Source organism: Paraburkholderia dinghuensis, from assembly GCF_003837865.1.
Taxonomy (GTDB): Bacteria; Pseudomonadota; Gammaproteobacteria; order Burkholderiales; family Burkholderiaceae; genus Paraburkholderia; species Paraburkholderia dinghuensis.
Window position 1 is genome coordinate 94,448 of sequence record NZ_RQIS01000001.1, and the last position, 21,492, is coordinate 115,939.

Annotated in this window: 19 protein-coding genes; 12 read left to right on the forward strand and 7 right to left on the reverse strand. The window is 67.7% G+C overall.

Going from position 1 to position 21,492, the window contains the following annotated elements; genetic code table 11:
- Positions 1-91: 91 nt before the first annotated feature.
- The 5 genes from D1Y85_RS00460 to D1Y85_RS00480 all read left to right on the forward strand — a co-directional run bounded on the left by D1Y85_RS00460 (position 92) and on the right by D1Y85_RS00480 (position 3,830).
- On the forward strand, positions 92-592 hold the full coding sequence (locus D1Y85_RS00460) for a CreA family protein (protein ID WP_124149071.1): 501 nt from the start codon (positions 92-94) through the stop codon (positions 590-592).
- 38 nt (positions 593-630) lie between these two features.
- A complete protein-coding gene (locus D1Y85_RS00465) occupies positions 631-1,527 on the forward strand; it encodes an AraC family transcriptional regulator (RefSeq protein WP_124149072.1) in 897 nt (298 codons plus the stop codon).
- 306 nt (positions 1,528-1,833) lie between these two features.
- Positions 1,834-2,589, forward strand: coding sequence for an AzlC family ABC transporter permease (locus D1Y85_RS00470; protein ID WP_124149511.1), 756 nt, complete (start codon positions 1,834-1,836; stop codon positions 2,587-2,589).
- Entirely contained in the window at positions 2,586-2,909 is a 324-nt protein-coding gene (locus D1Y85_RS00475) for an AzlD domain-containing protein (protein WP_124149073.1), read from the forward strand. The genes D1Y85_RS00470 and D1Y85_RS00475 overlap by 4 nt, the downstream gene beginning before the upstream one ends.
- 159 nt (positions 2,910-3,068) lie before the next feature.
- Positions 3,069-3,830, forward strand: a complete 762-nt coding sequence (locus tag D1Y85_RS00480) for a DUF4088 family protein (RefSeq protein WP_124149074.1) — start codon at positions 3,069-3,071, stop codon at positions 3,828-3,830.
- Positions 3,831-3,888: 58 nt separating this feature from the next.
- Here D1Y85_RS00480 and D1Y85_RS00485 read toward each other — a convergent pair whose 3' ends face one another.
- On the reverse strand, positions 3,889-6,018 hold the full coding sequence (locus tag D1Y85_RS00485) for an ATP-dependent helicase (RefSeq protein WP_246024720.1): 2,130 nt from the start codon (positions 6,016-6,018) through the stop codon (positions 3,889-3,891).
- Positions 6,019-6,315: 297 nt separating this feature from the next.
- On the opposite strand from D1Y85_RS00485, the gene D1Y85_RS00490 reads away from it, so the two are divergent.
- The 3 genes from D1Y85_RS00490 (at position 6,316) to panS (ending at position 9,253) form a co-directional block, all read left to right on the forward strand.
- On the forward strand, positions 6,316-6,537 hold the full coding sequence (locus tag D1Y85_RS00490; RefSeq protein ID WP_124149076.1) for an RNA-binding S4 domain-containing protein: 222 nt from the start codon (positions 6,316-6,318) through the stop codon (positions 6,535-6,537).
- A 121-nt stretch (positions 6,538-6,658) separates the two neighbouring features.
- Positions 6,659-8,053 carry an MATE family efflux transporter gene (locus tag D1Y85_RS00495; RefSeq protein ID WP_124149077.1) on the forward strand — a complete coding sequence of 465 codons (1,395 nt, stop codon included), beginning with the start codon at positions 6,659-6,661 and terminating at the stop codon, positions 8,051-8,053.
- Between the two features lie 231 nt (positions 8,054-8,284).
- The gene (gene panS, locus D1Y85_RS00500) at positions 8,285-9,253 is read left to right on the forward strand and encodes a ketopantoate/pantoate/pantothenate transporter PanS (protein ID WP_124149078.1); all 969 of its coding nucleotides are present in this window, start codon (positions 8,285-8,287) and stop codon (positions 9,251-9,253) included.
- A gap of 93 nt (positions 9,254-9,346) precedes the next feature.
- Here panS and D1Y85_RS26895 read toward each other — a convergent pair whose 3' ends face one another.
- Positions 9,347-9,736: a DUF2917 domain-containing protein gene (locus D1Y85_RS26895; RefSeq protein WP_185218865.1), complete on the reverse strand. Its 390-nt coding sequence runs from the start codon at positions 9,734-9,736 to the stop codon at positions 9,347-9,349.
- A 268-nt stretch (positions 9,737-10,004) separates the two neighbouring features.
- On the opposite strand from D1Y85_RS26895, the gene D1Y85_RS00510 reads away from it, so the two are divergent.
- Both D1Y85_RS00510 and fumC read left to right on the forward strand, forming a co-directional pair.
- A complete protein-coding gene (locus D1Y85_RS00510; RefSeq protein WP_425466868.1) occupies positions 10,005-11,666 on the forward strand; it encodes a phospholipase D family protein in 1,662 nt (553 codons plus the stop codon).
- 107 nt (positions 11,667-11,773) lie between these two features.
- Positions 11,774-13,174, forward strand: coding sequence for a class II fumarate hydratase (fumC, locus tag D1Y85_RS00515; RefSeq protein WP_124149079.1), 1,401 nt, complete (start codon positions 11,774-11,776; stop codon positions 13,172-13,174).
- A gap of 63 nt (positions 13,175-13,237) precedes the next feature.
- On the opposite strand, the gene D1Y85_RS00520 is transcribed toward fumC, so the two are convergent.
- From D1Y85_RS00520 to D1Y85_RS26900, 3 genes are all read right to left on the reverse strand, one after another.
- On the reverse strand, positions 13,238-13,741 hold the full coding sequence (locus tag D1Y85_RS00520; protein WP_124149080.1) for an acyl-CoA thioesterase: 504 nt from the start codon (positions 13,739-13,741) through the stop codon (positions 13,238-13,240).
- A 193-nt stretch (positions 13,742-13,934) separates the two neighbouring features.
- Positions 13,935-14,954: a GlxA family transcriptional regulator gene (locus tag D1Y85_RS00525; RefSeq protein WP_124149081.1), complete on the reverse strand. Its 1,020-nt coding sequence runs from the start codon at positions 14,952-14,954 to the stop codon at positions 13,935-13,937.
- Between the two features lie 119 nt (positions 14,955-15,073).
- Positions 15,074-15,220, reverse strand: a complete 147-nt coding sequence (locus D1Y85_RS26900) for a hypothetical protein (RefSeq protein ID WP_185218866.1) — start codon at positions 15,218-15,220, stop codon at positions 15,074-15,076.
- 170 nt (positions 15,221-15,390) lie between these two features.
- Here D1Y85_RS26900 and D1Y85_RS00530 point away from each other — a divergent pair, with 170 nt between their 5' ends.
- Complete coding sequence (locus D1Y85_RS00530) at positions 15,391-16,104, forward strand: ArsR/SmtB family transcription factor (RefSeq protein ID WP_124149082.1); 714 nt, start codon at positions 15,391-15,393, stop codon at positions 16,102-16,104.
- Positions 16,105-16,327: 223 nt separating this feature from the next.
- Complete coding sequence (locus tag D1Y85_RS00535; protein ID WP_124149083.1) at positions 16,328-18,787, forward strand: DUF6600 domain-containing protein; 2,460 nt, start codon at positions 16,328-16,330, stop codon at positions 18,785-18,787.
- 99 nt (positions 18,788-18,886) lie between these two features.
- Here the strand turns inward: D1Y85_RS00535 and D1Y85_RS00540 are convergent, their stop codons facing one another.
- Positions 18,887-19,858 carry a thymidylate synthase gene (locus tag D1Y85_RS00540; protein ID WP_124149084.1) on the reverse strand — a complete coding sequence of 324 codons (972 nt, stop codon included), beginning with the start codon at positions 19,856-19,858 and terminating at the stop codon, positions 18,887-18,889.
- A gap of 212 nt (positions 19,859-20,070) precedes the next feature.
- Positions 20,071-21,456 carry a sigma-54 dependent transcriptional regulator gene (locus D1Y85_RS00545; protein ID WP_124149085.1) on the reverse strand — a complete coding sequence of 462 codons (1,386 nt, stop codon included), beginning with the start codon at positions 21,454-21,456 and terminating at the stop codon, positions 20,071-20,073.
- Positions 21,457-21,492 lie beyond the last annotated feature (36 nt).

The following is a 21,492-nucleotide window of genomic DNA, read 5'->3' on the forward strand; positions in this document are numbered from 1 at the left end:
TTTTCTTTTTGCAGCATCGCGCTTGCGCTGCGACTGCTGCACAGCCATCGCACTGCCCGATAATGGCGCGTCGTCATCTTTGGGATTCCCCATGAAAGCATCTCGTTTCGTGTCACTCGCGTCACTCGTCTCGCGCGCAGCCGTCGCCAGCGCCTGCCTCGGCGCGCTCGCTGCCGCGCACGCCGAAGAGATCGGCAGTGTGAACACCAATTTCCACATCACCGGATCGGACCGCGTGGTCGTAGAGGCCTATGACGATCCGCAAGTGACCGGTGTTACGTGCTACGTCTCGCGTGCGCGCAAGGGTGGCGTGAAGGGCACGCTAGGCCTCGCTGAGGACCCCACCGAAGCGTCCATCGCCTGTCGCCAGGTCGGGCCGATGTCCTTCACCGGGCCGCTCAAAGTGCAAACCGACGTCTTCAGCGAACGCATGTCGCTCATCTTCAAGACGCTGCACGTCGTGCGCATCGTCGACGCGAAGCGCAACGCGCTCGTCTACCTGACCTATAGCGACCGTATCGTGAGCGGCAGCGCGAAGAACAGCGTCAGCGCCGTGCCGGTGCCGGCCGGCACGGCGATCCCGCTTCGATAGGCCCGCGCTACACTGAGAGCCTCGCCCGGACACCTGCCATGACCGCCCGACGTTTCCGCGATTCCGCCCGCTACTGGCGCACGCCGCTTTTGCCCGGCGCGGATCTGCTTACCGCCGAGTACCACGAGCACGAATTCGCGCCTCACTGGCACGAGGCGTACACGATCCCCGTGATCGAAGACGGCGCCGAGTGCTTTCGCTATCTGGGCGCGCAACACGTCGCGGAGGCGGGCACGGTGCCGGTCATCAATCCGGGTGAGCTGCACACGGGATCGCGCGCCGTCGACGAGGGCTGGCGCTACCGCGTCATGTACGTCCCGGTCGACTACCTGCGGGATCTCGCCTCGGGAATCGCGGACCGCCTGCAGCCGCTGCCGTGGTTCGGCGCCGACGTGATCCGCGACCCCGATCTGGCCCGGCGCCTCTCGCTCGCCCACCGGTTGCTGGAAGCGGATGCCGACCGGCGCCGCGCAGCTTCCGGCGCAAGCAGGATCGCCCGCGCCGACGCCAGTCCCGTCACGGACATCGACGTGCTCGCCGTGGAAGGTGCGCTGCTCGACGCACTTTCGACGCTGCTCACGCGCCACGGCCGCACGCGCGAAGCGCCGCTGCAGCCGCAGATGAACGATCCGCGCGTCGAGACGATGAAATCGCTGCTCGCCGCCGATCTCGAAACGCCGTTGCGCGTGGCCGATCTCGCCCAGGCGGTCAGCCTCTCGCCATTCCACGCGACGCGGCTCTTCACCGAAGCATCCGGACTGCCGCCGCACGCCTGGCGCACCCAGTTGCGGTTGCAGCGCGCGCTCGCGCCGCTGCGAGCGGGCGCTTCGATCGCCGACGTCGCCGCCGCCAGCGGCTTCACCGACCAAAGCCATTTCACGCGTCACTTTCGCCGTATGTTCGGCGTGCCGCCAGGGCGCTGGCAGTCGGCGTAGTGGGCTTCTAATGGGCTTATAGCGGGCTTCACGCCGCGATCGCGTACCGGCCCCGAATAAATCCGCCGCCCCTCCCCGCAAGAACGTACAAGCCACGCGTACACGCGCCCGCTATGCTGCTGGCGTGTATCGACCAGCGTTGGCGCGTCGACGGGGACCAGGGCTTCAGGCTTCACACCGGTCCCGGACAGTCCCGACAGCCCCACCTGGTCCCATGAAAGACGGTTGCCGTATCACGAGGACAGTTTGACCACTCACCCCACCCGCTCCCAGGAGTTCGTCGCCGGCGCGCGCGACACGATCCCCATGATGGTCGGCGCCGCGCCGTTCGGCGTGATCTTCGGCACGCTCGTCACCTCGGGCTCGCTCTCGCTGTGGCATGGCCAGTTCATGTCGCTCGCCGTCTTCGCCGGCTCCGCGCAATTCATTGCGCTCGGCCTGATCGCGTCGCACGCGAGCTTCGTCGTGATCTGGGCGACCACGTTCATCGTCAATCTGCGCCACGTGCTCTACAGCGCGACGCTCGCCCCCTACGTCTCGCACCTGCCCCTGCGCTGGCGTCTCGTGCTGGGCGGCCTGCTCACCGACGAGGTCTTTGCCGTCGCCTGGGCGCATTTCCGCCGCCACCCGCCCAGCGGCGATGTCTCGCCTTGGCACTTCCTCGGCTCCGGTGTCGCGATGTACGTCAACTGGCAGATCTGGACCGCTGTCGGCCTGCTGTTCGGCGCAGCGTTTCCCGGCCTCCAGTCGCTCGGCCTCGACTTCGCGATGGTCGCCACGTTCATCGCGATCGTCGTGCCGCAACTCGTCGCCGTGCGCTATATCGCGGCAGCCGTCACGGCCGGCACGCTCGCGTTCTTCTGGCAAGGCTGGCCGTACAAGCTCGGCCTGCTCGGCGCCGTCCTCGCGGGCGTCGCGGTGGGCGTCGCACTCTCGCTGCCGCGCCGCGCGCGCGACGGCGCAGCCGCAGCGCCGTCGGCGGGCGCTACGCGCAGCGCCGGCAACACCGACAACGCCCGCAATACCAGCAACACCCGCCACACGGCAGGAGCCCGCCAATGAGCTACGTCGTCCTCATCCTCGGCATGGCCGCCATCACCTGGCTCGTGCGCACCGCGGTTTTCGTGCTCGGCGAGCGGCTCGTGTTTCCGCCGATCGTGCGCACCGCGCTCGGCTTCGTGCCCGTGACCGTGCTCACCGCGATCATCGTGCCGATGGCCGTCTCGCCGCACGGCCAGGGCGCCGAGCTCACCTGGCGCAATCCGCAGCTCGTCGGCGCACTCGCGGCCATCGCAGTCAGCGTGCTCACGCGGCGGCCCCTCGTCACGATCGCGGCCGGGCTTGGCGTGTTTTTCCTCTGGCAGGGCGTCGTGCTGCACTGACGCGCCGGGCCTGGCGGTTGCACCAGGTGCAGCCCTTCACGATCGCGCCTCAAGTTTCCCCCTTCTGCGCCGTTAATCCCGTCAATGGCTGCTTTCGCGCTGCCGCGCTGCGCGAAAGCGCACGCGACGCAGTGCAGCACGGATCACACGGGAAAACGAATGGGGCACATCACCCTCTCTATCAAGGACGAAACGCTTGCGTCGCTGCGCAAGGACTTCGAGGCATTCCTGCGCGTATCGGTCAAGCTCGATCCGCAGTTCGCCACGCCGTCTTTCGAGGATTTCCTGCGCGCCAAGCTGCTCGACAACATGGTGCCGCTGACCGAGCACGCGGTGCAGCGCATGTTGACGGGCGGCCAGTACGCATGGGCCAAGCGCACGCTCGACAAGGAATTCCCGGAAGTGGTCTCGATCCTGATGCGGCAGGCGAGCGAGTTCGGCTTCGGCTTTGCGTCGCGGACCGAGTGGACGCCCGAGGAATTGACCAAGCAGTGCCGCGAGTGGGCGACGGCAATCGTCCACGAGGCACAGGGCGACGCGATGCTGGTCGATCCGCTCGCCTCGCAGATCAAGGCGTCCGTGCAGGACATGCAGACGCTGGAAGAAGCCATGCAGACGCCCGCGTGGCGCCTGTCCGAATCGCTGCGCCAGCGCATCTACGAAGCGAAGATCGACTGCGAGACGAGCACCGGCAGCACCGCGCGCGAGCGACTCGGCGAGCTGCGCGGACTGTTGCGGCTTGCGATCACCCACGGGGTCTTCCAGAAGCAGGAAGCGCAGCAGATCATGGAGTATCTGCGTCTTCTGAAGCCGGACATCTTCGTCGAGGAACCCGACGACGTGTTCGCGCGCCTCGCCGCCTGGTTGCGCAACTTCTTCGTGCCGCCGCAACGCAGTCAGCCGCGTCGTCAGTCGAACTGACGCGCGCGCACCCTGGGCCTGTTCAGTTCACGCGACGAACAGGCCCTTCACGGCCCTTCTAGTCCCACATCTTCCGCAGCATCGCACCGATTTCGATCTTCGCGTGCGCGGCAGCCGCCAGGCCTGCCGTACCGGGCGCGCTCGCCACGGGCACGGGGGGCCAGGCGCACGATTCGAAGAGCGGCAGCGCCGACGCCGTAATGAAACGCGTACGCGACGCCCAGACATGGCGATCGCCGGACGCCGCCTGGTTGTGCACGTAAAAGCGCTGCGGCACGACGATATGCAGGTCCTCCTTCGCGCGCGTCATCGCCACGTATAGCAGGCGCCGTTCTTCCTCCAGTTCCTCGTCGCTGCCGACGCCCAGGTCGGACGGAATGCAGCCGTCCACACCATTGAGCACGAACACATTGCGCCACTCCTGCCCTTTCGCCGAGTGAATCGTCGAGAGGATCAAGTAGTCCTCATCGAGCAGCGGATCGGCGGATTCGGCGCTCGTTGCGTCGGGCGGATCGAGCGTGAGTTCGGTGAGGAAGCGCTCGCGCGACGCGTAGGTGCTCGCGATGCTCTCCATCTGCAGCAGGTCCGCCAGGCGCACGGCGGCGTCCTCGTGGTTGCGCTCCAGATGCGGCTCGTACCAGCGCCGCACGCGTTCGAACCCGGCGGGCCACGGTGTAACGTGCGCGCCGATATCCTCGATCAGCGCGACGAACGCGGCCCAGTCCTCCGCTGCGCGCGGCGGCGGCGCAAACGCAGCGAGCGCTTCGGCCGCACGGTACGCGCCCGTGCAGGCCGCAACCTGATCGAGCAGCCGCGCGGCAGTGGCGGGACCGACGCCCGGCAGCAGTTGCGCCACGCGAAAGCCCGCAACGCGGTCGAGCGGATTCTCGGCCCAGCGCAATACGGCCAGCACGTCCTTGACGTGCGAGGCATCGAGAAAGCGCAGCCCGCCGAACTTCACGAACGGAATGTTGCGCCGTGCGAGTTCGATTTCGAGCGTCGCGCTGTGGTGAGCGGCGCGAAACAGCACGGCCTGCTGCTTGAGCTTCATGCCCTCCTCGCGGGCCGCGAGGATCTGTTCGACGACGTAGCGCGCCTGGGTGGCTTCGTCGGCGACGGTCACGAGACGTGGACGCTGCGCCGACGCCTTGTCGCTCCAGAGGTTCTTCGTGAAGCGCTCACGCGCGGCGTCGATCACGGCATTCGACGCGGCGAGAATCGGCTGCGTCGAGCGGTAGTTGCGCTCGAGCGTGACCTGGCGCGCGGGCGGATCGAAGTGGGCCGGGAAGTCGAGGATGTTGCGCACCGTCGCGCCCCGAAACGAGTAGATGGCCTGGGCGTCGTCGCCGACCACCGTGAGGCCGCGGCCGTCGGGCTTGAGCGCGAGCAGGATCGAAGCCTGCAGGCGGTTGGTGTCCTGATACTCGTCCACGAGCACGTGATCGAAACGGCCCGCGAGGTCGGCGGCAAGCGACGGTTCAGCCGCCATGTGCGCCCAGTAGAGCAGCAGGTCGTCGTAGTCGAGGACGTTCTGCTTCTGCTTGGCGTCGACGTAGGCCGCGAACAGCGCCTTCAGTTGCGGCTCCCATTCGAGGCACCACGAAAACGAGCGATTGAGCACGTTCGTAAGCGTGTCGCCCGTGTTGACGACGCGCGAGTAGATCGCGAGGCAGGTGTTCTTCGACGGAAAGCGCTTCTGCTTCGCCGACAAACCGAGTTCGTGGCGCACGAGGTTCATCAGATCGGCGGAATCCTCGCGGTCGTTAATCGTGAACGCGGGCGACAGGCCGATCCGTTCGGCGTATTCGCGCAACAGGCGCGCGCCGATGCCGTGAAACGTGCCCGCCCACGTGAGCCCCTGCGCAAGCACGGACGCGGCACCCGGCACGCCGGCGGCGATGCGGCCGACGCGGCGTGTCATCTCGAGCGCCGCGCGGCGCGAGAACGTGAGGAGCAGGATGCGATGCGGATCGGCGCCGTTCACGACCAGATGCGCGACGCGATGTGCGAGCGTATTGGTCTTTCCCGAGCCGGCGCCCGCAATGACGAGCAACGGTGCCGGAAGCACGGCACCCGGTGCGAACGCGCTGGCGCCGCCGTGCTCGACAGCGGCGCGCTGCGCGTCATTGAGCTTCGAAAGATAAGCGGTGACGCTGCTCGCGGCAGGCGTTTCGAGGACGGTGGACACGGTAATGGACGTCAGGAGCGTCAGGTCGATAAGGGTGGCGACGGATACTGTATATCCATACACCCCAACCCGGCAAGCGCCGATCAGGCCACGATCTGGCGGTATTTTTCGCGGATTTCCGGCCGCGTGGCGCGAATCGCATCGCGGCCGGATCACACCGGGGTTCCCCTTCCGGCGACAAAGCGCGGGCGCATCGACCCGCCGTTTGCGATTCGGGCGACGGCATATGCTTTATGATGCGAACCCTTCGACGCACCGGCTCGCGGTACGTGCGAGCATCCGGAAAACCCAAACGCCATGCCCAACCTCGATTTCACACTGACCGGCGATTACGTCGAACTGCACAACCTCCTGAAGATCACCGGACTTGCCGACAGCGGCGGCTCGGCCAAGCAGATCGTCGCGTCGGGGGCCGTCAAGGTGGACGGCGAAGTCGAACTGCGCAAGACCTGCAAGATCCGCGCGGGTCAGGTGGTACTGCTCGGCGATACGCGCATCGCGGTGCGCGAAGCCGATTGAAAGAAAGCGCACCAGGAACGGGCTTTTTGATCGACAACAGCGCAATCCCCCCCTAAGCTGTTGTTTCCGATAGCAGCCCCCGACTTCCCTGCGGCGCGAGTTTTCGCGCCGCGCGCTTTTCATGACCCGACCGACGCTCTTCGCTCGCCCCGTCGCGCCGCCCACGCTGACGCGCCACGCCGCCGACACCGCCCGCCTCGCCGCCCCGCTCGCCATCGCCCAGCTTTCGCAAACGGCGATGAGCGTCACCGACACGGTGCTGCTCGGCTCGCTCGGCGCCGATGCGCTCGCGGCGGGCGGTCTCGGCGCGAATCTGTATCTGGTCACCCTGATCGTGCTGCAAGGCGTGCTGACCTCGGTGAGCGTGAGCGTCGCGCAGGCGCGCGGCGCGCGCAACGAAAGCGACGTCCCGCACATCTACTGGACGGGCTTCGCGCTGTCGCTCCTGCTCACACTGCCCGCGTTTGCGCTGCTCTCGTTCGCCAGGCCTCTCCTGCTCGCGCTCGGCGAGCCGGCACTGCTCGCGCATCACGTCGGCGAGTACGCGGCGGTGCTGCGCTGGGGCGCGCCCGCCAGTCTGATCGGCGTCGGGCTCATGCGCTCGTTCCTGCCGGCGATCGGCGCGGCGAGGCGCCTCCTGTGGGTGTCGATCGCGGGGGTGTTCGTCAACGGTTTCCTCAACTACGGCCTGATCCACGGCGCGTGGGGCCTGCCCCGACTCGGCTTTCTCGGCTCGGCAGCGGCGACCGCGATCACGGTCTGGCTCACCGCCGCCGTGTTGATGGCGCTGCTGCACCTTCGGCCTTCGCACCAGCATTACGTCGCCGCGCGGCGGCCCACGGCGCCGCTGATGGGCGAACTCGTCTCGATCGGCTGGCCCGTGGCGATCACGTACGCCGTCGAAGCCACGCTGTTCCTCGCCACGGGCCTCCTGATGGGCCTGCTTGGCGCAATGCCGCTCGCAGCGCACCAGATCGCGCTGAACGTGGCGTCGATGACGTTCATGGTGCCGCTTGCGATCGGCCAGGCCGCGAACGTGCGCGTCGGCTACTGGGCAGGCGCGGGCGAGCCGCGCGCGGCGCGCCATGCGGGCTTCGCCGCGCTCGGACTCGGCGTGGGATTCATGTCGATGTCGGCGCTCGTGATGGTGCTCGCGCCGCACTGGATCGTCGGCTTGTACCTGCATCTGAACGACCCCGCCAACGCGGCGACGGTCGCGCTCGCCACGACGCTGCTCGGCGTGGCCGCGGTCTTCCAGATCGTCGATGGCGTGCAGGCGGTGGGTTCCGGTTGCCTGCGCGGCCTCAAGGACACGCGCGTTCCGATGATGGCGGCGACGCTCGGCTACTGGGGCATTGGCTTTCCCACGGGCTACGCGCTCGCGTTCCACTTCGGCCTCGGCGCGCGCGGCCTCTGGTGGGGTCTCGCCGCAGGACTCGCCACCGTTGCGTTCATGATGACGCTGCGCTTTCACAGGATGAGCTTGCGCCGCGCCGCCGCGCCCGCCGCCGCCTGAGCCGGCGGATGCCTCGCCGGGTCCCCCGCGCGGTTAAGCAGGCAGTTAAAATACCCCGGCCGCCACACTCGCCGTCCCGCCCACAAAGCGACATCGACGTGTAGCCGAGGAGACCCCGCCGCCACCGCGGCACCGCACGCGCTGTCCATTGCCGGCTTCACCGCGCAGCGTGCGCAAGACCTCCGCACTGCGCCACGAACTATAACGAACGCACAACCGGACCCCCCTTCCATGCTCGCCCCGATTACCCGACTCTTTCCGCTCTGGGCCGTCGTCGTGTCGCTGCTCGCGTACTTCGCGCCAGCCTCGGTCGCGCCGATCGCACCGCACGTCACGACGCTGCTCACGATCATCATGCTTTCGATGGGCGTCACGCTCTCGTTCGCGGACTTCCAGCGCGTATTCACACGCCCCGCTCCGGTGCTGGCCGGCATCGTCCTGCATTACCTCGTGATGCCGCTCGCTGCATGGGCGATCGCGAAAGCGCTGCACATGCCGCCCGATCTCACCGCCGGCATGGTGCTCGTGGGCAGCGTGGCCAGCGGCACGGCGTCGAACGTCATGATCTATCTCGCCCGCGGCGACGTCGCGCTTTCGGTGACGATCAGCGCGCTCTCGACGCTCGTCGGCGTATTCGCGACGCCGCTGCTCACACGCCTCTATGTCGATGCGTCGATCACCGTCGACGTGCGCGGCATGCTCATGAGCATCCTGCAGATCGTCGCCCTGCCGATCCTGATCGGTCTCGTCGTGAATCGCATCGCGGGCTCGCTCGTGCGCCGCATCGAGCCCGTACTGCCGCTCGTCTCGATGGTGTCGATCCTCGCGATCATCGCCGCCGTCGTGGGCGGCACGCACGCGAGCATCGCGACGGTCGGGCCGCTCGTCGCGCTCGCGGTCGTGCTGCACAACGGCATCGGCCTCCTCGGCGGCTATTGGGGCGGACGACTGCTCGGCTTCGACGAGTCGGTGTGCCGCACGCTCGCCATCGAGGTCGGCATGCAGAACTCGGGGCTCGCCGCGACGCTCGGAAAGCTCTATTTTTCGCCGCTCGCGGCACTGCCCGGTGCGCTGTTCTCGGTGTGGCACAACCTCTCGGGATCGCTGCTCGCCGGCTACTGGGCAGGCAAACCCGTGCGTGGCGGCATGCGCGATGCCGACGCCGTGCTGCAGCCGCGCCCCACGGTTACGCGGCGCTGACGAGGCGCCATTCGCCGTACGGGCCGCCATGGCGGCCTGCCGCGAATCGCCGCCGCACGCCCGTGGCACTTTCCGGCTTCACCAGTGCCCGGCTCAGCGCATTGCCCGCATCCGGCGCAACGCGCCCAACCGCGTGCGACCGGACCCATGCGCCAGACGCGATGCCCGCCGGCCGAGCCACACACGGAGCGCGGCCCACGGCTGCCGCTGCGACTGTGCCGCCTGAGGTGCCTGTAGAACCACCTCTCCCGCATGAAGCGAATGCCACGCGCAGATCACGTCCTCGTCCCACCCGCCGATCCGGACCCGCTCGCCGCGCGCGACGGGAAGCGCTTCGCCCGGCGCGAGCCAGTAGTCCTCGGAATCGCCTTCCACCGTGACCCACACGAGCCCGGCGCGCGCGCCCAGCCAGCCGCCACGCGTGGCACGCCACGTGCGGCACGTACCGCGCGCGATGTTCATCGTCGTCTCCACTGCGTTCATCGCCGCCTCCAGCCGTCCAGGATGTCTGCAGTGTCGCGTGCACCGGGGTCGCGACGTTTCCGGCCGTGCTGAAACGAGATATGCGGTCCGGACGGGTCTGCGCGCCAGCCGCGCCGCATCCCGTAGAATCCGGCCGAACGCCGCTACACGACAGCGAACCGCCGCGCACCTCGCCCGCTCCGGAGAACCCTGCTTGACCGTCTTTTCAGCCCCGACCGAACCCTCGTCGCATCGCGGCCGGCGGAGCACGCCCGCGACCGGCGGCGCGCTGCCGCCCTCGACTGCCCACGCAAACGGCACGCACCGCATCGCGATCGTCGCGCGCGCGTGTCTCGCCCTGCTTTTCGCGACACTTCTCGCCGCGTGCGCAACACGCCCGCCCGCCACCGCCCTGCCGCGCGAGACCACGCATGCGCTGTCCGCGTCCGCGGATACGCCGCTTCGCGCCGCACTTGCCGCCGACGAAGCCGCGCATCCCGGCCAGTCGGGCTTTCGCCTGCTCGCGAACGGGACCGACGCGCTGCAGACACGCATCGCGCTCGCGCGCGCGGCGACGCAAACGCTCGACATGCAGTACTACATCGCCAACGAGGACACGACCGGCAAGCTGCTGCTCGGCGCGGCGCTCTACGCGGCGGACCGGGGCGTGCGCGTGCGCATGCTCGTCGACGATCTGAATTTCCGCGACATCGACAGCCTGATGGCCGCGCTCGACACGCACCCGCTGATCGAGGTCCGCGTGTTCAATCCATACGGCAGCGCGCAGGAAAGCATGTTCGCGCGCACGACGAACCTCCTGACGAAACTCGACCAGTTCACGCGCCGCATGCACAACAAGGCGATGATCGTCGACAACCAGACGGCAATCGTGGGCGGCCGCAATCTCGGCGACGAGTATTTCAACGCGAGCCCGACACTGGAGTTCTCCGACCTCGATGTGCTGGCTGCCGGCCCGGTCGCCGCACAGGTGTCCGCGAGCTTCGACGAGTACTGGAACAGCAGCGTGTCCTATCCGCTCAGCGCGCTGAGCAAGCAGAAGTTCGATCCGCACGACCTCGACACCGCCCGCGAGGCGCTGCGGGAGCACTGGCGCAAAAACGCCGAGCCCTATGACGCGAAACCGCTGAATGCCACGCCGCTTGCCGAGCAGATCGCCCGGCACGAATTGGTGCTCGTCTGGGCGGACTGTTTGTTCGTCCCCGACTCCCCCGAAAAGATCGCCAACGCGCAAGCGACCCAGAACGCACAACCCGGCGAGGCGATGCGCTCGCTCATCGAACAGATCCGTGCGGCGCGCCAGAGCGTGCTCGTGTTCTCGCCGTATTTCGTGCCGCACGACGCGGGCGTGGAGGAAGTGCGCAAGCTGACCGCACGCGGTGTGCGCGTCGCCATTCTCACGAACTCGCTCGCCGCCACGGATGCCGTCGTCGTCCAGTCCGGCTACAGCCCGTTTCGCGTGCCGCTCCTGCACGCGGGCGCCGAACTCTACGAGTTCAAACCGACGCAACCGGCGCGGGGCGAGCGGCGGCAGCGGCCCGGCATGATGGGTTCGCGCTCGCGTTCGAGCCTGCATGCGAAGGCGTATGTCATCGACGAGCGCACGCTCGTGATCGGCTCGCTCAACCTCGATCCGCGTTCGGCGAGACTGAATACGGAGCTTGCGCTCACGATCGACAGCCCCGCGCTCGCTCACGAAGTCGCCGGCTATTTCGCGCGGGCGACGTCGCCCCAGATCAGCTACCACGTGACGCTCGTCACACCCGAAGAGCGTGCGCAGCTCGCGGGTACCCCCGCCGCGGAGTCACCGCTCGTCTGGACCGACGAAGAAGACGGCGTGATCCGTACCTACAACCTCGACCCGCACGCCGGTTTCTACCGGAATGTGTTAACGGGGCTATTCTTGCTGTTGCCAGTGAACGATCAGCTATAGCGGCGAGCAGTAACCGCGCATCGCATTCGCTCTTCGTTCCCTCCCCCTGCCGGACCCGAAAACGGCGCGCGGCGAGCCGGTGCCGCGCGCATCCACCGGAGTGCACCATGACCGATGAAGCAAGAATGGAACGTGACACGTTCGGCGAGATCGCCGTACCCGCCGCGCGTCTCTGGGGCGCGCAGACGCAGCGTTCCCTGCAGAACTTCCGCATCTCGACCGAGAAGCAGTCGCCGGAACTGATCACCGCACTTGCGACGGTCAAACGCGCGGCGGCCGAGGTCAATCTTGGACTCGGCGTGCTCGACGAGCAGAAAGCGCACGCGATCATGCAGGCCGCCGACGAGATCATCGCGGGCAAGCATCCGGGCGAATTCCCGCTAGCGGTCTGGCAAACCGGCTCGGGCACTCAGACGAACATGAACCTCAACGAGGTGATCGCGAACCGCGCGAGCGAGATTCTCGGCGGCGAGCGGGGTGAAGCGCGCAAGGTCCATCCGAACGACGATGTGAACCGCGGCCAGTCGTCGAACGACGTCTTCCCAACGGCGATGCACGTGGCCGCTGCGTACGGCATCGTCAAGCATCTGCTGCCCGCACTGAAGACGCTGCGCGACACGCTCGGCGCCAAGGCGACCCAGTTCGCCGACATCGTGAAGATCGGTCGCACGCACCTGCAGGACGCCACGCCGCTCACGCTCGGCCAGGAATTCTCGGGCTATGTCGCGCAACTCGACCAGGGCATCCGGCATGTCGAATCGACGCTGCCGCATCTCTACGAACTCGCGCAGGGCGGCACGGCAGTCGGCACGGGGCTCAACGCTCATCCCCAGTTCGCACAGAAGGTCGCCGAAGGAATTGGCAAGCTCACGGGCCTGCCCTTCGTGAGCGCGCCCAACAAATTCGAGGTCATGGCGGCCGCTGACGCGCTCGTGTTCGCGCATGGCGCGCTCAAGACCGTCGCCGCGAGCCTCATGAAGATCGCGAACGACATCCGCTGGCTCGCGAGCGGCCCGCGCTGCGGGCTTGGCGAACTGTCGATCCCCGAGAACGAGCCGGGCAGCTCGATCATGCCGGGCAAGGTGAATCCTACGCAATCCGAAGCAGTGACGATGCTCTGCTGCCAGGTGTTCGGCAACGACGTCGCCGTGAATTTCGGCGGCGCGAGCGGCAACTTCGAGCTGAACGTGTTTCGCCCGATGATCGCGCACAACGTACTGCAGTCGATCCGTCTCCTCGCCGACGGCGCACTCTCGTTCAACGATCACTGCGCCGTGGGCATCGAGCCGAACCGCTCGCGCATCGACACGCTGCTCAACGAATCATTGATGCTCGTGACGGCGCTCAATCCGCACATCGGCTACGACAAGGCCGCGCAGATCGCCAAGAAGGCGCACAAGGAAGGTACGACGCTCAAGGCCGCGGCACTCGCGCTCGGCCACGTCACCGAGCAGCAGTTCGACGAATGGGTGAAGCCTGAAGACATGGTCGGGAGTCTGAAAAAATAACGACGCATTCAACCCGCTCCAATGAAAAACGGGCGGCAATGCCGCCCGTTTTGTATCTGCGCGTCAGATCGCGCCCCTCGCAACTTCGTCGGGTTTGAGCTCGACGATCGCATCGAGCGCTTCCTTCACATCCAGCGCGTACTTGGCGAGATGCTTCTGCTCTTCGGTCTCCGGCACGAACGACGGCACCGGAATCGGCGTGCCGTTTTCGTCGACGGCGACCATCACGATCATGCAATCGGTCGTGATACGCAACTGGCCGCTCTTCGGATCGCCCGCCTGGACGGTGATATGGATGTGCATCGACGTGCGGCCCGTCGCGACGACGCGCGCACGCAGCTCGACCATGTTACCGACGAGAATCGGCCGGCGAAAGCGGATATTGCCGACGCTCACCGTGACGCAGTAGCGGCCCGACCAGACGGCCGCGCACGCGTAGGCCGTCTCGTCGATCCATTTCATCAGTGCACCACCGTGCACTTTGCCCCCGAAATTCACGGAGGTCGGCTCGGCAAGGAAGCGGAACGTCGTTTCCGAACGGTCCAGCGGCTGGGCAGGCATATTCATGTTGAGCTTCGCTCGTGGGTCGTCCGCTTGCGCGGCGGTTTGATGGAAAGGCGTCGATTATACGAGGACGATAAAGAGCGCGCTGCGGTAGATTCGAACGCACTCCGAAAGTCTCGCGCCAAGGGCCGCGCTGCAGAATTAGCCCGTCCCACGCCTGGCTTCGCGGGGAAAGTTCCCACCGGCTGCCGTCGCGCTATGCGGCCGCGAAGCGCGCCCGGTAATCGAGCGGCAGCACGCCATACGAGCGCTCGAATGCTCGCCGCAGGTTTTGTTCGCTGCCGAAGCCGCAATCGGCGGCGATCCGCTTGAGCGGCTGGCGCGACTGGACGAGCCGCGTCGCGGCAGCCTCGACGCGCATCGCCGCCACCGTGCGCGCAGGCGTGCGCCCCACCGCCTCGACGTAGCGGCGCGCGAATGTGCGCGGGCTCATGCGCGCCGCCTCGGCAAGGCGCTCGACGCTCAATTCCGTATGAAGATTCGCCGCCATCCAGCCATGCAAGGCGTCGAAGTCCCCCCCCGCGGACATCTGCGCGGTCAGCGCCTCGCTGAACTGCGCCTGCCCGCCGGGCCGCTTCATGAACACCACGAGCCGCCGCGCGGCCTGCATCGCCACGGCGTGCCCGCAATCCTCTTCGATCAGCGCGAGCGTGAGGTCGATGCCGGCCGTGACGCCCGCCGAGGTCCAGATGGCACGTCCGTCGCTCGCATCGCACAGGAAGATCGGCTCGGGGTCGACGTCGACCAGCGGGAAGCGCCGCCTGAGCTGCGCGGCGTTGCGCCAGTGCGTCGTCGCGCGACGGCCATCCAGCAGACCAGCGGCCGCGAGATAGAACGCGCCCGTGCAGACCGACGCCACGCGCCGCACGCGCGGCGCGCAGGCCGCGATCCACGCGACAAGTTCGGGCTGCAGGGACGTGGTGTCGTCGATGGGGACGCCGGGGACGATGAGCGTGTCGATGGCGGCACAGTCGAGCGAGTCGAGCCGCTCTGTGACGACCGGCAGGCCCGCGAAGGTCGGCAGCACCCCGCCCGCAACCGACGCAACCGTGACGCGGTACGCGCACGGCTCGCCTTGCCCGGCTAGCGTTCGTTCTGAGGCACGCGCCGTGAGTTCGGCCCGCCAGAAGGCCTCGATGGGCCCGCAGGCGTCGAGCAGCACGAGATCGGGTGCGACGGCGAAGACGATGTGGCGCGCAGCAAACGATACGGACATGGCAGAGAGGTCGATCGGGACACGATGACGTCATCATCGCACCGGCGCGCCTGGCAGTCGCGTCAAATCCGCATCAATTCCTGCCAGTCCCGAGCGTGCCGAACGTCCAAGCCGGGCGATCAGTGGCGAACGACGACGCCTTCGTCCACCGTGCCGTACATCGTGATGCCGCTCGCGCCGCTCGACGGCGCGGGGCCGCCCTGGGCGCACGCCGCGCCGAGCAGCGCGAGGGAGCAGACAGCCGCGAGGGCGAAAAAGCGTTTCATGTCAGCGTGGCAAATGGGGAGGAGAACTGGAATTTTAGCGCCGAGGCCCAGTAGCTTGCAGAAGCGAGCGGATTCGACATTTCATGTCGTACTGAAACGTCGAATGCCGCCTCCGGCTAAAGTGGCGCCATGGGCACCCCGCGTGCCGCAACAGCCACGAAGGAATCGCCATGTCCGCAACACCTGGCAACGAAACTGGCCACTTTCCCGGCCTGTCGCGCATCGGCGCACTGCTCGCCGATCCCGGCCGCGCTGCAATGCTCTGGGCGCTGATGGACGGCACCGCGCGTCCGGCGGGCGAACTCACGCTCATCGCGGGACTTTCGCCATCGGCCGCGAGCGCGCACCTCGCACGTCTCACCGACGGCGGCCTGCTCGCGCTCGAAGTGCGCGGCCGGCACCGCTACTACCGGATCGCAACGGCCGATGTCGCGGCGGCGATCGAGGCGCTCATGAACGTCGCCGAGGCAAGCACGTCGTCATTGCACGCGGCGAAGCCCGCGCGCACGGTGCCGCTCGACATGCGCCATGCGCGCACCTGCTACGACCACATGGCAGGCGAAGTCGCGGTACAGGTGTTTGAGCGGCTCGTCGGAGGCGGCCTCCTCGTGCGCGACGGCGACAACCTCGATGCGACCCCCGAGGGCGCGGCGCGTCTCGCCGGCTGGGGCGTGGACATTGGCGCGCTGCGCGCGCGGCGGCGACGTTTCGCGTGCACGTGTCCCGACTGGAGCGAGCGACGGCCGCACCTGGGTGGCGCGCTCGGCGCCGCGTTGCTCGATTCGTGGATCGCCGGCGGCTGGGTCGAGCGCGCGAGCCGGCCACGCGTACTGCGCATCACGCCCGCAGGTCAGCGCGGTTTCGACGCGCTGACTGCCCGCTAAACCTGTCGCCACACCACAATCATTGGCGCTCGTCGCGCGTCCCCGTTTACCACCGGCAACACGGCTGTGTCCCCTTTCCTGCGTCACCGCGCCGACAGGAGTCGCACGTTCTGTTACATCTGGATCATGGCTCATTACAATTCGCCGCGCATGGTAACAGCCAAGCCCGCTACAGTCCCCAACAGGACACGCTGCAAACGACGGCGTGCCGTGGAGAAAGAACATGAAAACGCGCACCCTACCGATCATCGAGTTTCGCCGGCTTCCCCGCCACACGCCTACCCTGGTTGCCTGCGCCGCGCTTGCGGCGCTGCAACTCGCCGCCGTACCTGCGTTCGCCCAGAGCGCGCCCGGGTACGTCCAGAGCGAGCCCCCGTCCCAGGGTGCGACTATCGATCCGCCGGGGCGCGTCGCGCGGCTCGACTACATGTCCGGCCCCGTCACAACTGAACCGGCCGGCGCCACCGACTGGTCCTACGCCCAGCTCAACCGCCCGCTCACGACCGGCGACCAGTTGTGGAACGACGCGAATGCTCGCTCCGAGTTGCACATCGGATCGACGGCGGTGCGCCTGGGCGCGCAGACGAGCGTCAACGTCCTCAATCTCGACGACTCGACAGCCCAGTTGAAAGTCGCGCAAGGCACGCTCTCGACGCGCGTGCGCGAACTGCCCGCCGGCACGTCGTATGAAATCGACACGCCGAATCTGGCGCTCGGCGTGAGCGGCCCGGGCGACTATCGCGTCGACGTGGCGCCGGATGGCAGTTCGACCACGGTCACCGTGCACAGCGGCAACGTGACGGTCTACGGCGAAAACGGCCAGATGCCGATGTCGGCGGGCCAGCAGATCCGCTTCGCGGGAGCGGACCTGCAGCAGGTCGCGAGCAACGAGGCGCCACAGCCCGACGCCTTCGACCAGTGGGCGCTCGCGCGCGACAACGCCGAGGACCGCTCGGTGTCGGCACGCTACGTCTCGCGCGACATGACGGGCTATCAGGACCTCGACGCCAACGGCACCTGGCACAACAACCCGCAGTACGGCGAAGTCTGGGTGCCGAACGCGACGCCCGAGGGCTGGGCGCCGTATCACGACGGCCACTGGGTCTGGCAGGCGCCATGGGGCTGGACGTGGGTCGACGATGCGCCGTGGGGCTTCGCCCCGTATCACTACGGCCGCTGGGCCTACGTCGACGATTCCTGGGCGTGGGTCCCGGGCCCCATGGTCGAGAGCGAGCCGCCGGTCTATGCGCCGGCGCTCGTCGGCTTTGTCGGCGGCGGGGATGGCGGCGTCGACTGGGGCGTGAGCCTTGCGGCGGGCGGCATCGGTGCGGCAGGCGTCGCGTGGTTCGCGCTCGGCCCCGGTGAGCCGTGGCATCCGCGCTGGGCGGACTGGAGTCCGCATTACTACGAGCGCGTGAACCGTACCGTCGTCGTCAACAACGTTCACAACACGTACGTGAACTATCGCGTGCCGGGCGGCGTCACCGCGATGCCGGCAACCGCGTTCGTCCACGGCCAGCCTGTCTCCCGCTTTGGACAGCGCGTCGACCCGCGGCAATGGCACGGGGCTCACATCGAGTCGGGCACGCCGGGCATCGCACCGGTCGCGGGCAGCTTCGGCAGCAGCGCGCGGCGCGCCGACTATCGTCCTCCTGCTGCCCTCACTCAGCGCCAGGTCGTAGCGACGCGCGCGCCGGTCGCGCCGCCAGCCTTGCGCGACAACCTCGCGCAGCGCTTTGCGCGTGAGCACGGCACGGTGCCGGGCGCAGGCGCGCCGGTGGTGCGCGTTTCTGCGCCCGCGCACGCGCCTCTCGATGCTGCGCACGGCGCGTGGGCTGCGCAAAATGTGCGCGTCGTGCCGCCGCATTCGCCGGTGATGGGTGGGGCCGGACGACCCGGCAGCACGGCGCCTCAGCCTGGCCGTCCGGGAGGCTTTGCGGCGAACGCACCGACGCAGGAACGCGGCCAGCCGGGCGGAGCACCTGCGATGGCGAACCCGCGTGGTCCGTCGGAACAGGAGCGTGGCGTGCCACGCCCGCCACAGTTGGCGGGCCGCCCGGAAGGCGACATGTCTCGCGCACCTGGCCGCACGCCTGGCGCGGTCCCGGGCGAAGCGCGTCAGCCGATGTGGACGCAGCCGCACGAGCCGATGGCAACGCGTGGCCAGCCCGGCGCAGTCGATGGTGCCCGCCAGCCGCAATACGCGATGCAACAGCCACAGCCCGCGCCGCGCGAGGCGGTTCGTCCGCAGCCGCAACCGCGCGCGGAGTTCAACTCGCAGCCACAACCTCAAGGGCAGCCGCGTGCGGAGGTTCGTCCGCAACAGCAGCCGCAACCGCGCGCGGAGTTCAACCCGCAGCCGCAGCCTCAAGCGCAACCGCGCGCCGAAGTCCGCCCGCAGCCTCAACCGCAGCCGCGTGCCGAGTTTCGCCCGCAGCCTCAACCCCAGCCGCGTGCCGAGGTTCGCCCGCAGCCTCAACCCCAGCCGCGTGCCGAGGTTCGCCCGCAGCCTCAACCCCAACCGCGTGCGGAGGTTCGCCCGCAGCCGCAGCCTCAACCCCAACCGCGTGCTGAGTTCCACCCGCAGCCGCAACCGCAACCGCAACCCCAGCCTCAGGCACACCCGGCGCCGCAACCACAGGAACGCGCGAGCCACGGCCGCGACGACCATCCGCACGGCTGAGCGCCCCCATCGCGAAGGCCTCGCCTCTCGCCTGACAAACTAAAAAGCCCGCGGACCATAGGTCCGCGGGCTTTTTAGCTTAAGCCGGGCAACGCCGGATCAGACCGCCATCGGTGCGGTCAACGGTTCATGGTGTCGGTAGCCGACAAGCGAAAAATCACCGGGTTCGACTTTTTCCAGCCATTCCGGCTCGTAGACCCCGGTCTTCGCGTATTCGGGCACGCGCTCCGAGATCGCCAGCTGCGGGCTCTCAAACGGCTCCCGGCGCAACTGTTCATTGAGCATGTCGAGCTGGTTTTCGTAGATGTGGGCGTCGCCGATGAAGTACGTAAACCAGCGCGGCGTGTAGCCCGTCAACCGGCCGACCAGATGCAGCAGCACGGCGCCTTCGGTCAGGTTGAACGGCGTGCCGAGCCCAACGTCGTTACTGCGGATATACAGGCACAGCGAGATCTCCCGCTTCGCCGGATTCGGCAGGAACTGATACAGCAGATGGCAAGCGGGCAGCGCGATTTCCTCGAGCACCGCGGGATTCCAGCCATGAAACAGAATGCGGCGATCGGCAGGGTTGTTCATGATGGTGTCGAGACACTGGCGCAACTGGTCGACCGTCTTGTAGAGCAGCACCTTCGGGCGACCATCTTCGACGAACTGCGCCACACGCGCATAGCCGCGCGACTCGGCGTCCGCCAGACGCGCCGCCGCATCGGCGTCGAGCACCTTGTACGCCGGCCAGCGGCGCCACTGCACACCGTAGACGTCGCCGAGGTCGTCGGTCCCCTCGCGATACGGATTCGCGAGCCATTGCGCGTTCTCGTTCGCGTTGGCGTCCCAGACCTTGCAGCCGAGTGCCCGGAAATCGGCCGCGCTGCGCGACGCGCGCAGAAAGCCGATCAGTTCGCCGACCGCCGACTTGAACGCCAGTTTCTTCGTGGTCACGGCGGGAAATCCCTGCTGGAGATCGAAGCGCAGCATCGCGCCGGGCTGGCTGATCGTGCGGATGCCCGTGCGGTTTTCCTGCCAGGTGCCGGTGTCGAGAATCGAGCGGACCAGCTCGAGGTACTGTTTCATGCGGGGCCCCTTCGGCGGGCGCGCGCGGCACCCGGTTCGGATCGAGAAACCGGGATTTTAACAAGCGCGGCGGCGGAGCCGGGAAAACCCACCGGGCACGAGGGTAGCGCCCGAAGCGTCGCGTGCGGGAAACGCGAACAGGAGACATACAACGCGCCCGCGGGCCTGCCGGCCCGCCGGGGCGCACATCGAGGCGCGGACGTGCCTCGAATTTACGCCCCCGAGGCCAGCCCCCCCGGATGCGGAGCGAGGTGTTCGCTTTCCATGTGACGCATACCGTGCGCGCACAGCAACCGGTAAAGCGTCACACGCGAGATCCCCAGTTCGTGCGCCGCGTCGCCGAGGCGCCCGCGATGGCGCAGGAGCGCGAGTTCGATCGCCTGGCGCTCGGCGGCTTCGCGCGCCTGCGCGAGCGACACCGGCATCACCTCGACGTAGTCGCCGAGTTCGAGATCGCTCGCCGTGATCGCGCGCCCTTCCGACATCACGATCGCGCGCCGCACGCGGTTGATGAGCTCGCGCACGTTGCCCGGCCAGCTGTAGTTGTGAAGCGCAGCGATCGCGTCGGGCGAGAAGCCGCGCAAGCGCCGGCAACCGTCCTTGCGGAAACGTTCGAGCATGTGCCGCGCGAGCAGCTCGATGTCCTTGCCGCGCGCGCGCAGCGGCGGCTCGTCGATCTGCAGCACGCACAGGCGGTGATACAGATCCTGGCGAAAACGCCCTTCGAGCATCGCGGCGCGCATGTCGACGTGCGTCGCAGAGATGATGCGCACGTCCACGGGCATCGACTGATGGCCGCCGAGCCGCTCGATCTTGCCTTCCTGGAGGAAGCGCAGCAGGCTCGCCTGGCTTTCCATCGGCAGGTCGCCGATTTCGTCGAGAAAGAGCGTGCCGCCGTTGGCCGACTCGACGCGTCCGATCTTGCGCTGGCTCGCGCCCGTGAAGGCGCCGCGCTCATAGCCGAACAGCTCCGACTGCAAAAGGTGCGGCGGAATCGCGCCACAGTTGATCGGTACGAACGGCGCATTGCGCCGCGACGAGCGCTCGTGGATGGCGACGGCCGTGAGTTCCTTGCCGGTGCCCGACTCGCCCGAGATGAACACCGGGGCGTCGGTCATGGCGACCTTGCGGATCGAGCGGAAGAGCGCGAGCATCGCCTCGCACGAGCCGACCATCTCGCCTTCCGTGCCGCCGGTCGTGTCGTTCGAGGCCGGTTCGCCGAGCGAAACCATGCCATACGCATGGCCGACCGAATCGACAATGCGATCGCCGCTCCATGGGACCGTTACGTAATCGAAACAGTAATCGCGTACCAGGCGGCGCAGCGTTGCGTCCTGAAGCTGTCCCGTGGTCGTCGCGGCCACCCAGCCGATGTTAGGCAACGTGAGGCATGGCTCGAACGCGCCGAGCTCCTGCAGGTGGAAATGACTGGAGACGTCAAGAAGTCCACCCGCTGGAAGGCCCGCGCGCAGCACCCTGCGCGCGTCGCGTGCATTGCTGACGACTTCCACTTGCCAGCCACGCTCGTGGAACCGCTCGTTCAGCTCATCACTCGGGCTGCGCGTCACGTATATCAGTTGCCGTGTTGCGGGTTCCATTATTCAGATCCTCTCGCCACTAGATCGTTAAAAATG

Excerpts from the sequence above, each read along its gene's own strand:
- D1Y85_RS00460 (WP_124149071.1), top strand. The coding sequence starts at position 92 with ATGAAAGCATCTCGTTTCGTGTCACTCGCGTCACTCGTCTCGCGCGCA.
- D1Y85_RS00465 (WP_124149072.1), top strand. The coding sequence starts at position 631 with ATGACCGCCCGACGTTTCCGCGATTCCGCCCGCTACTGGCGCACGCCG.
- D1Y85_RS00470 (WP_124149511.1), top strand. The coding sequence starts at position 1,834 with ATGATGGTCGGCGCCGCGCCGTTCGGCGTGATCTTCGGCACGCTCGTC.
- D1Y85_RS00475 (WP_124149073.1), top strand. The coding sequence starts at position 2,586 with ATGAGCTACGTCGTCCTCATCCTCGGCATGGCCGCCATCACCTGGCTC.
- D1Y85_RS00480 (WP_124149074.1), top strand. The coding sequence starts at position 3,069 with ATGGGGCACATCACCCTCTCTATCAAGGACGAAACGCTTGCGTCGCTG.
- D1Y85_RS00490 (WP_124149076.1), top strand. The coding sequence starts at position 6,316 with ATGCCCAACCTCGATTTCACACTGACCGGCGATTACGTCGAACTGCAC.
- D1Y85_RS00495 (WP_124149077.1), top strand. The coding sequence starts at position 6,659 with ATGACCCGACCGACGCTCTTCGCTCGCCCCGTCGCGCCGCCCACGCTG.
- panS (WP_124149078.1), top strand. The coding sequence starts at position 8,285 with ATGCTCGCCCCGATTACCCGACTCTTTCCGCTCTGGGCCGTCGTCGTG.
- D1Y85_RS26895 (WP_185218865.1), bottom strand. The coding sequence starts at position 9,736 with ATGAACGCAGTGGAGACGACGATGAACATCGCGCGCGGTACGTGCCGC.
- fumC (WP_124149079.1), top strand. The coding sequence starts at position 11,774 with ATGACCGATGAAGCAAGAATGGAACGTGACACGTTCGGCGAGATCGCC.
- D1Y85_RS00520 (WP_124149080.1), bottom strand. The coding sequence starts at position 13,741 with ATGAATATGCCTGCCCAGCCGCTGGACCGTTCGGAAACGACGTTCCGC.
- D1Y85_RS00525 (WP_124149081.1), bottom strand. The coding sequence starts at position 14,954 with ATGTCCGTATCGTTTGCTGCGCGCCACATCGTCTTCGCCGTCGCACCC.
- D1Y85_RS26900 (WP_185218866.1), bottom strand. The coding sequence starts at position 15,220 with ATGAAACGCTTTTTCGCCCTCGCGGCTGTCTGCTCCCTCGCGCTGCTC.
- D1Y85_RS00530 (WP_124149082.1), top strand. The coding sequence starts at position 15,391 with ATGTCCGCAACACCTGGCAACGAAACTGGCCACTTTCCCGGCCTGTCG.
- D1Y85_RS00535 (WP_124149083.1), top strand. The coding sequence starts at position 16,328 with ATGAAAACGCGCACCCTACCGATCATCGAGTTTCGCCGGCTTCCCCGC.
- D1Y85_RS00540 (WP_124149084.1), bottom strand. The coding sequence starts at position 19,858 with ATGAAACAGTACCTCGAGCTGGTCCGCTCGATTCTCGACACCGGCACC.
- D1Y85_RS00545 (WP_124149085.1), bottom strand. The coding sequence starts at position 21,456 with ATGGAACCCGCAACACGGCAACTGATATACGTGACGCGCAGCCCGAGT.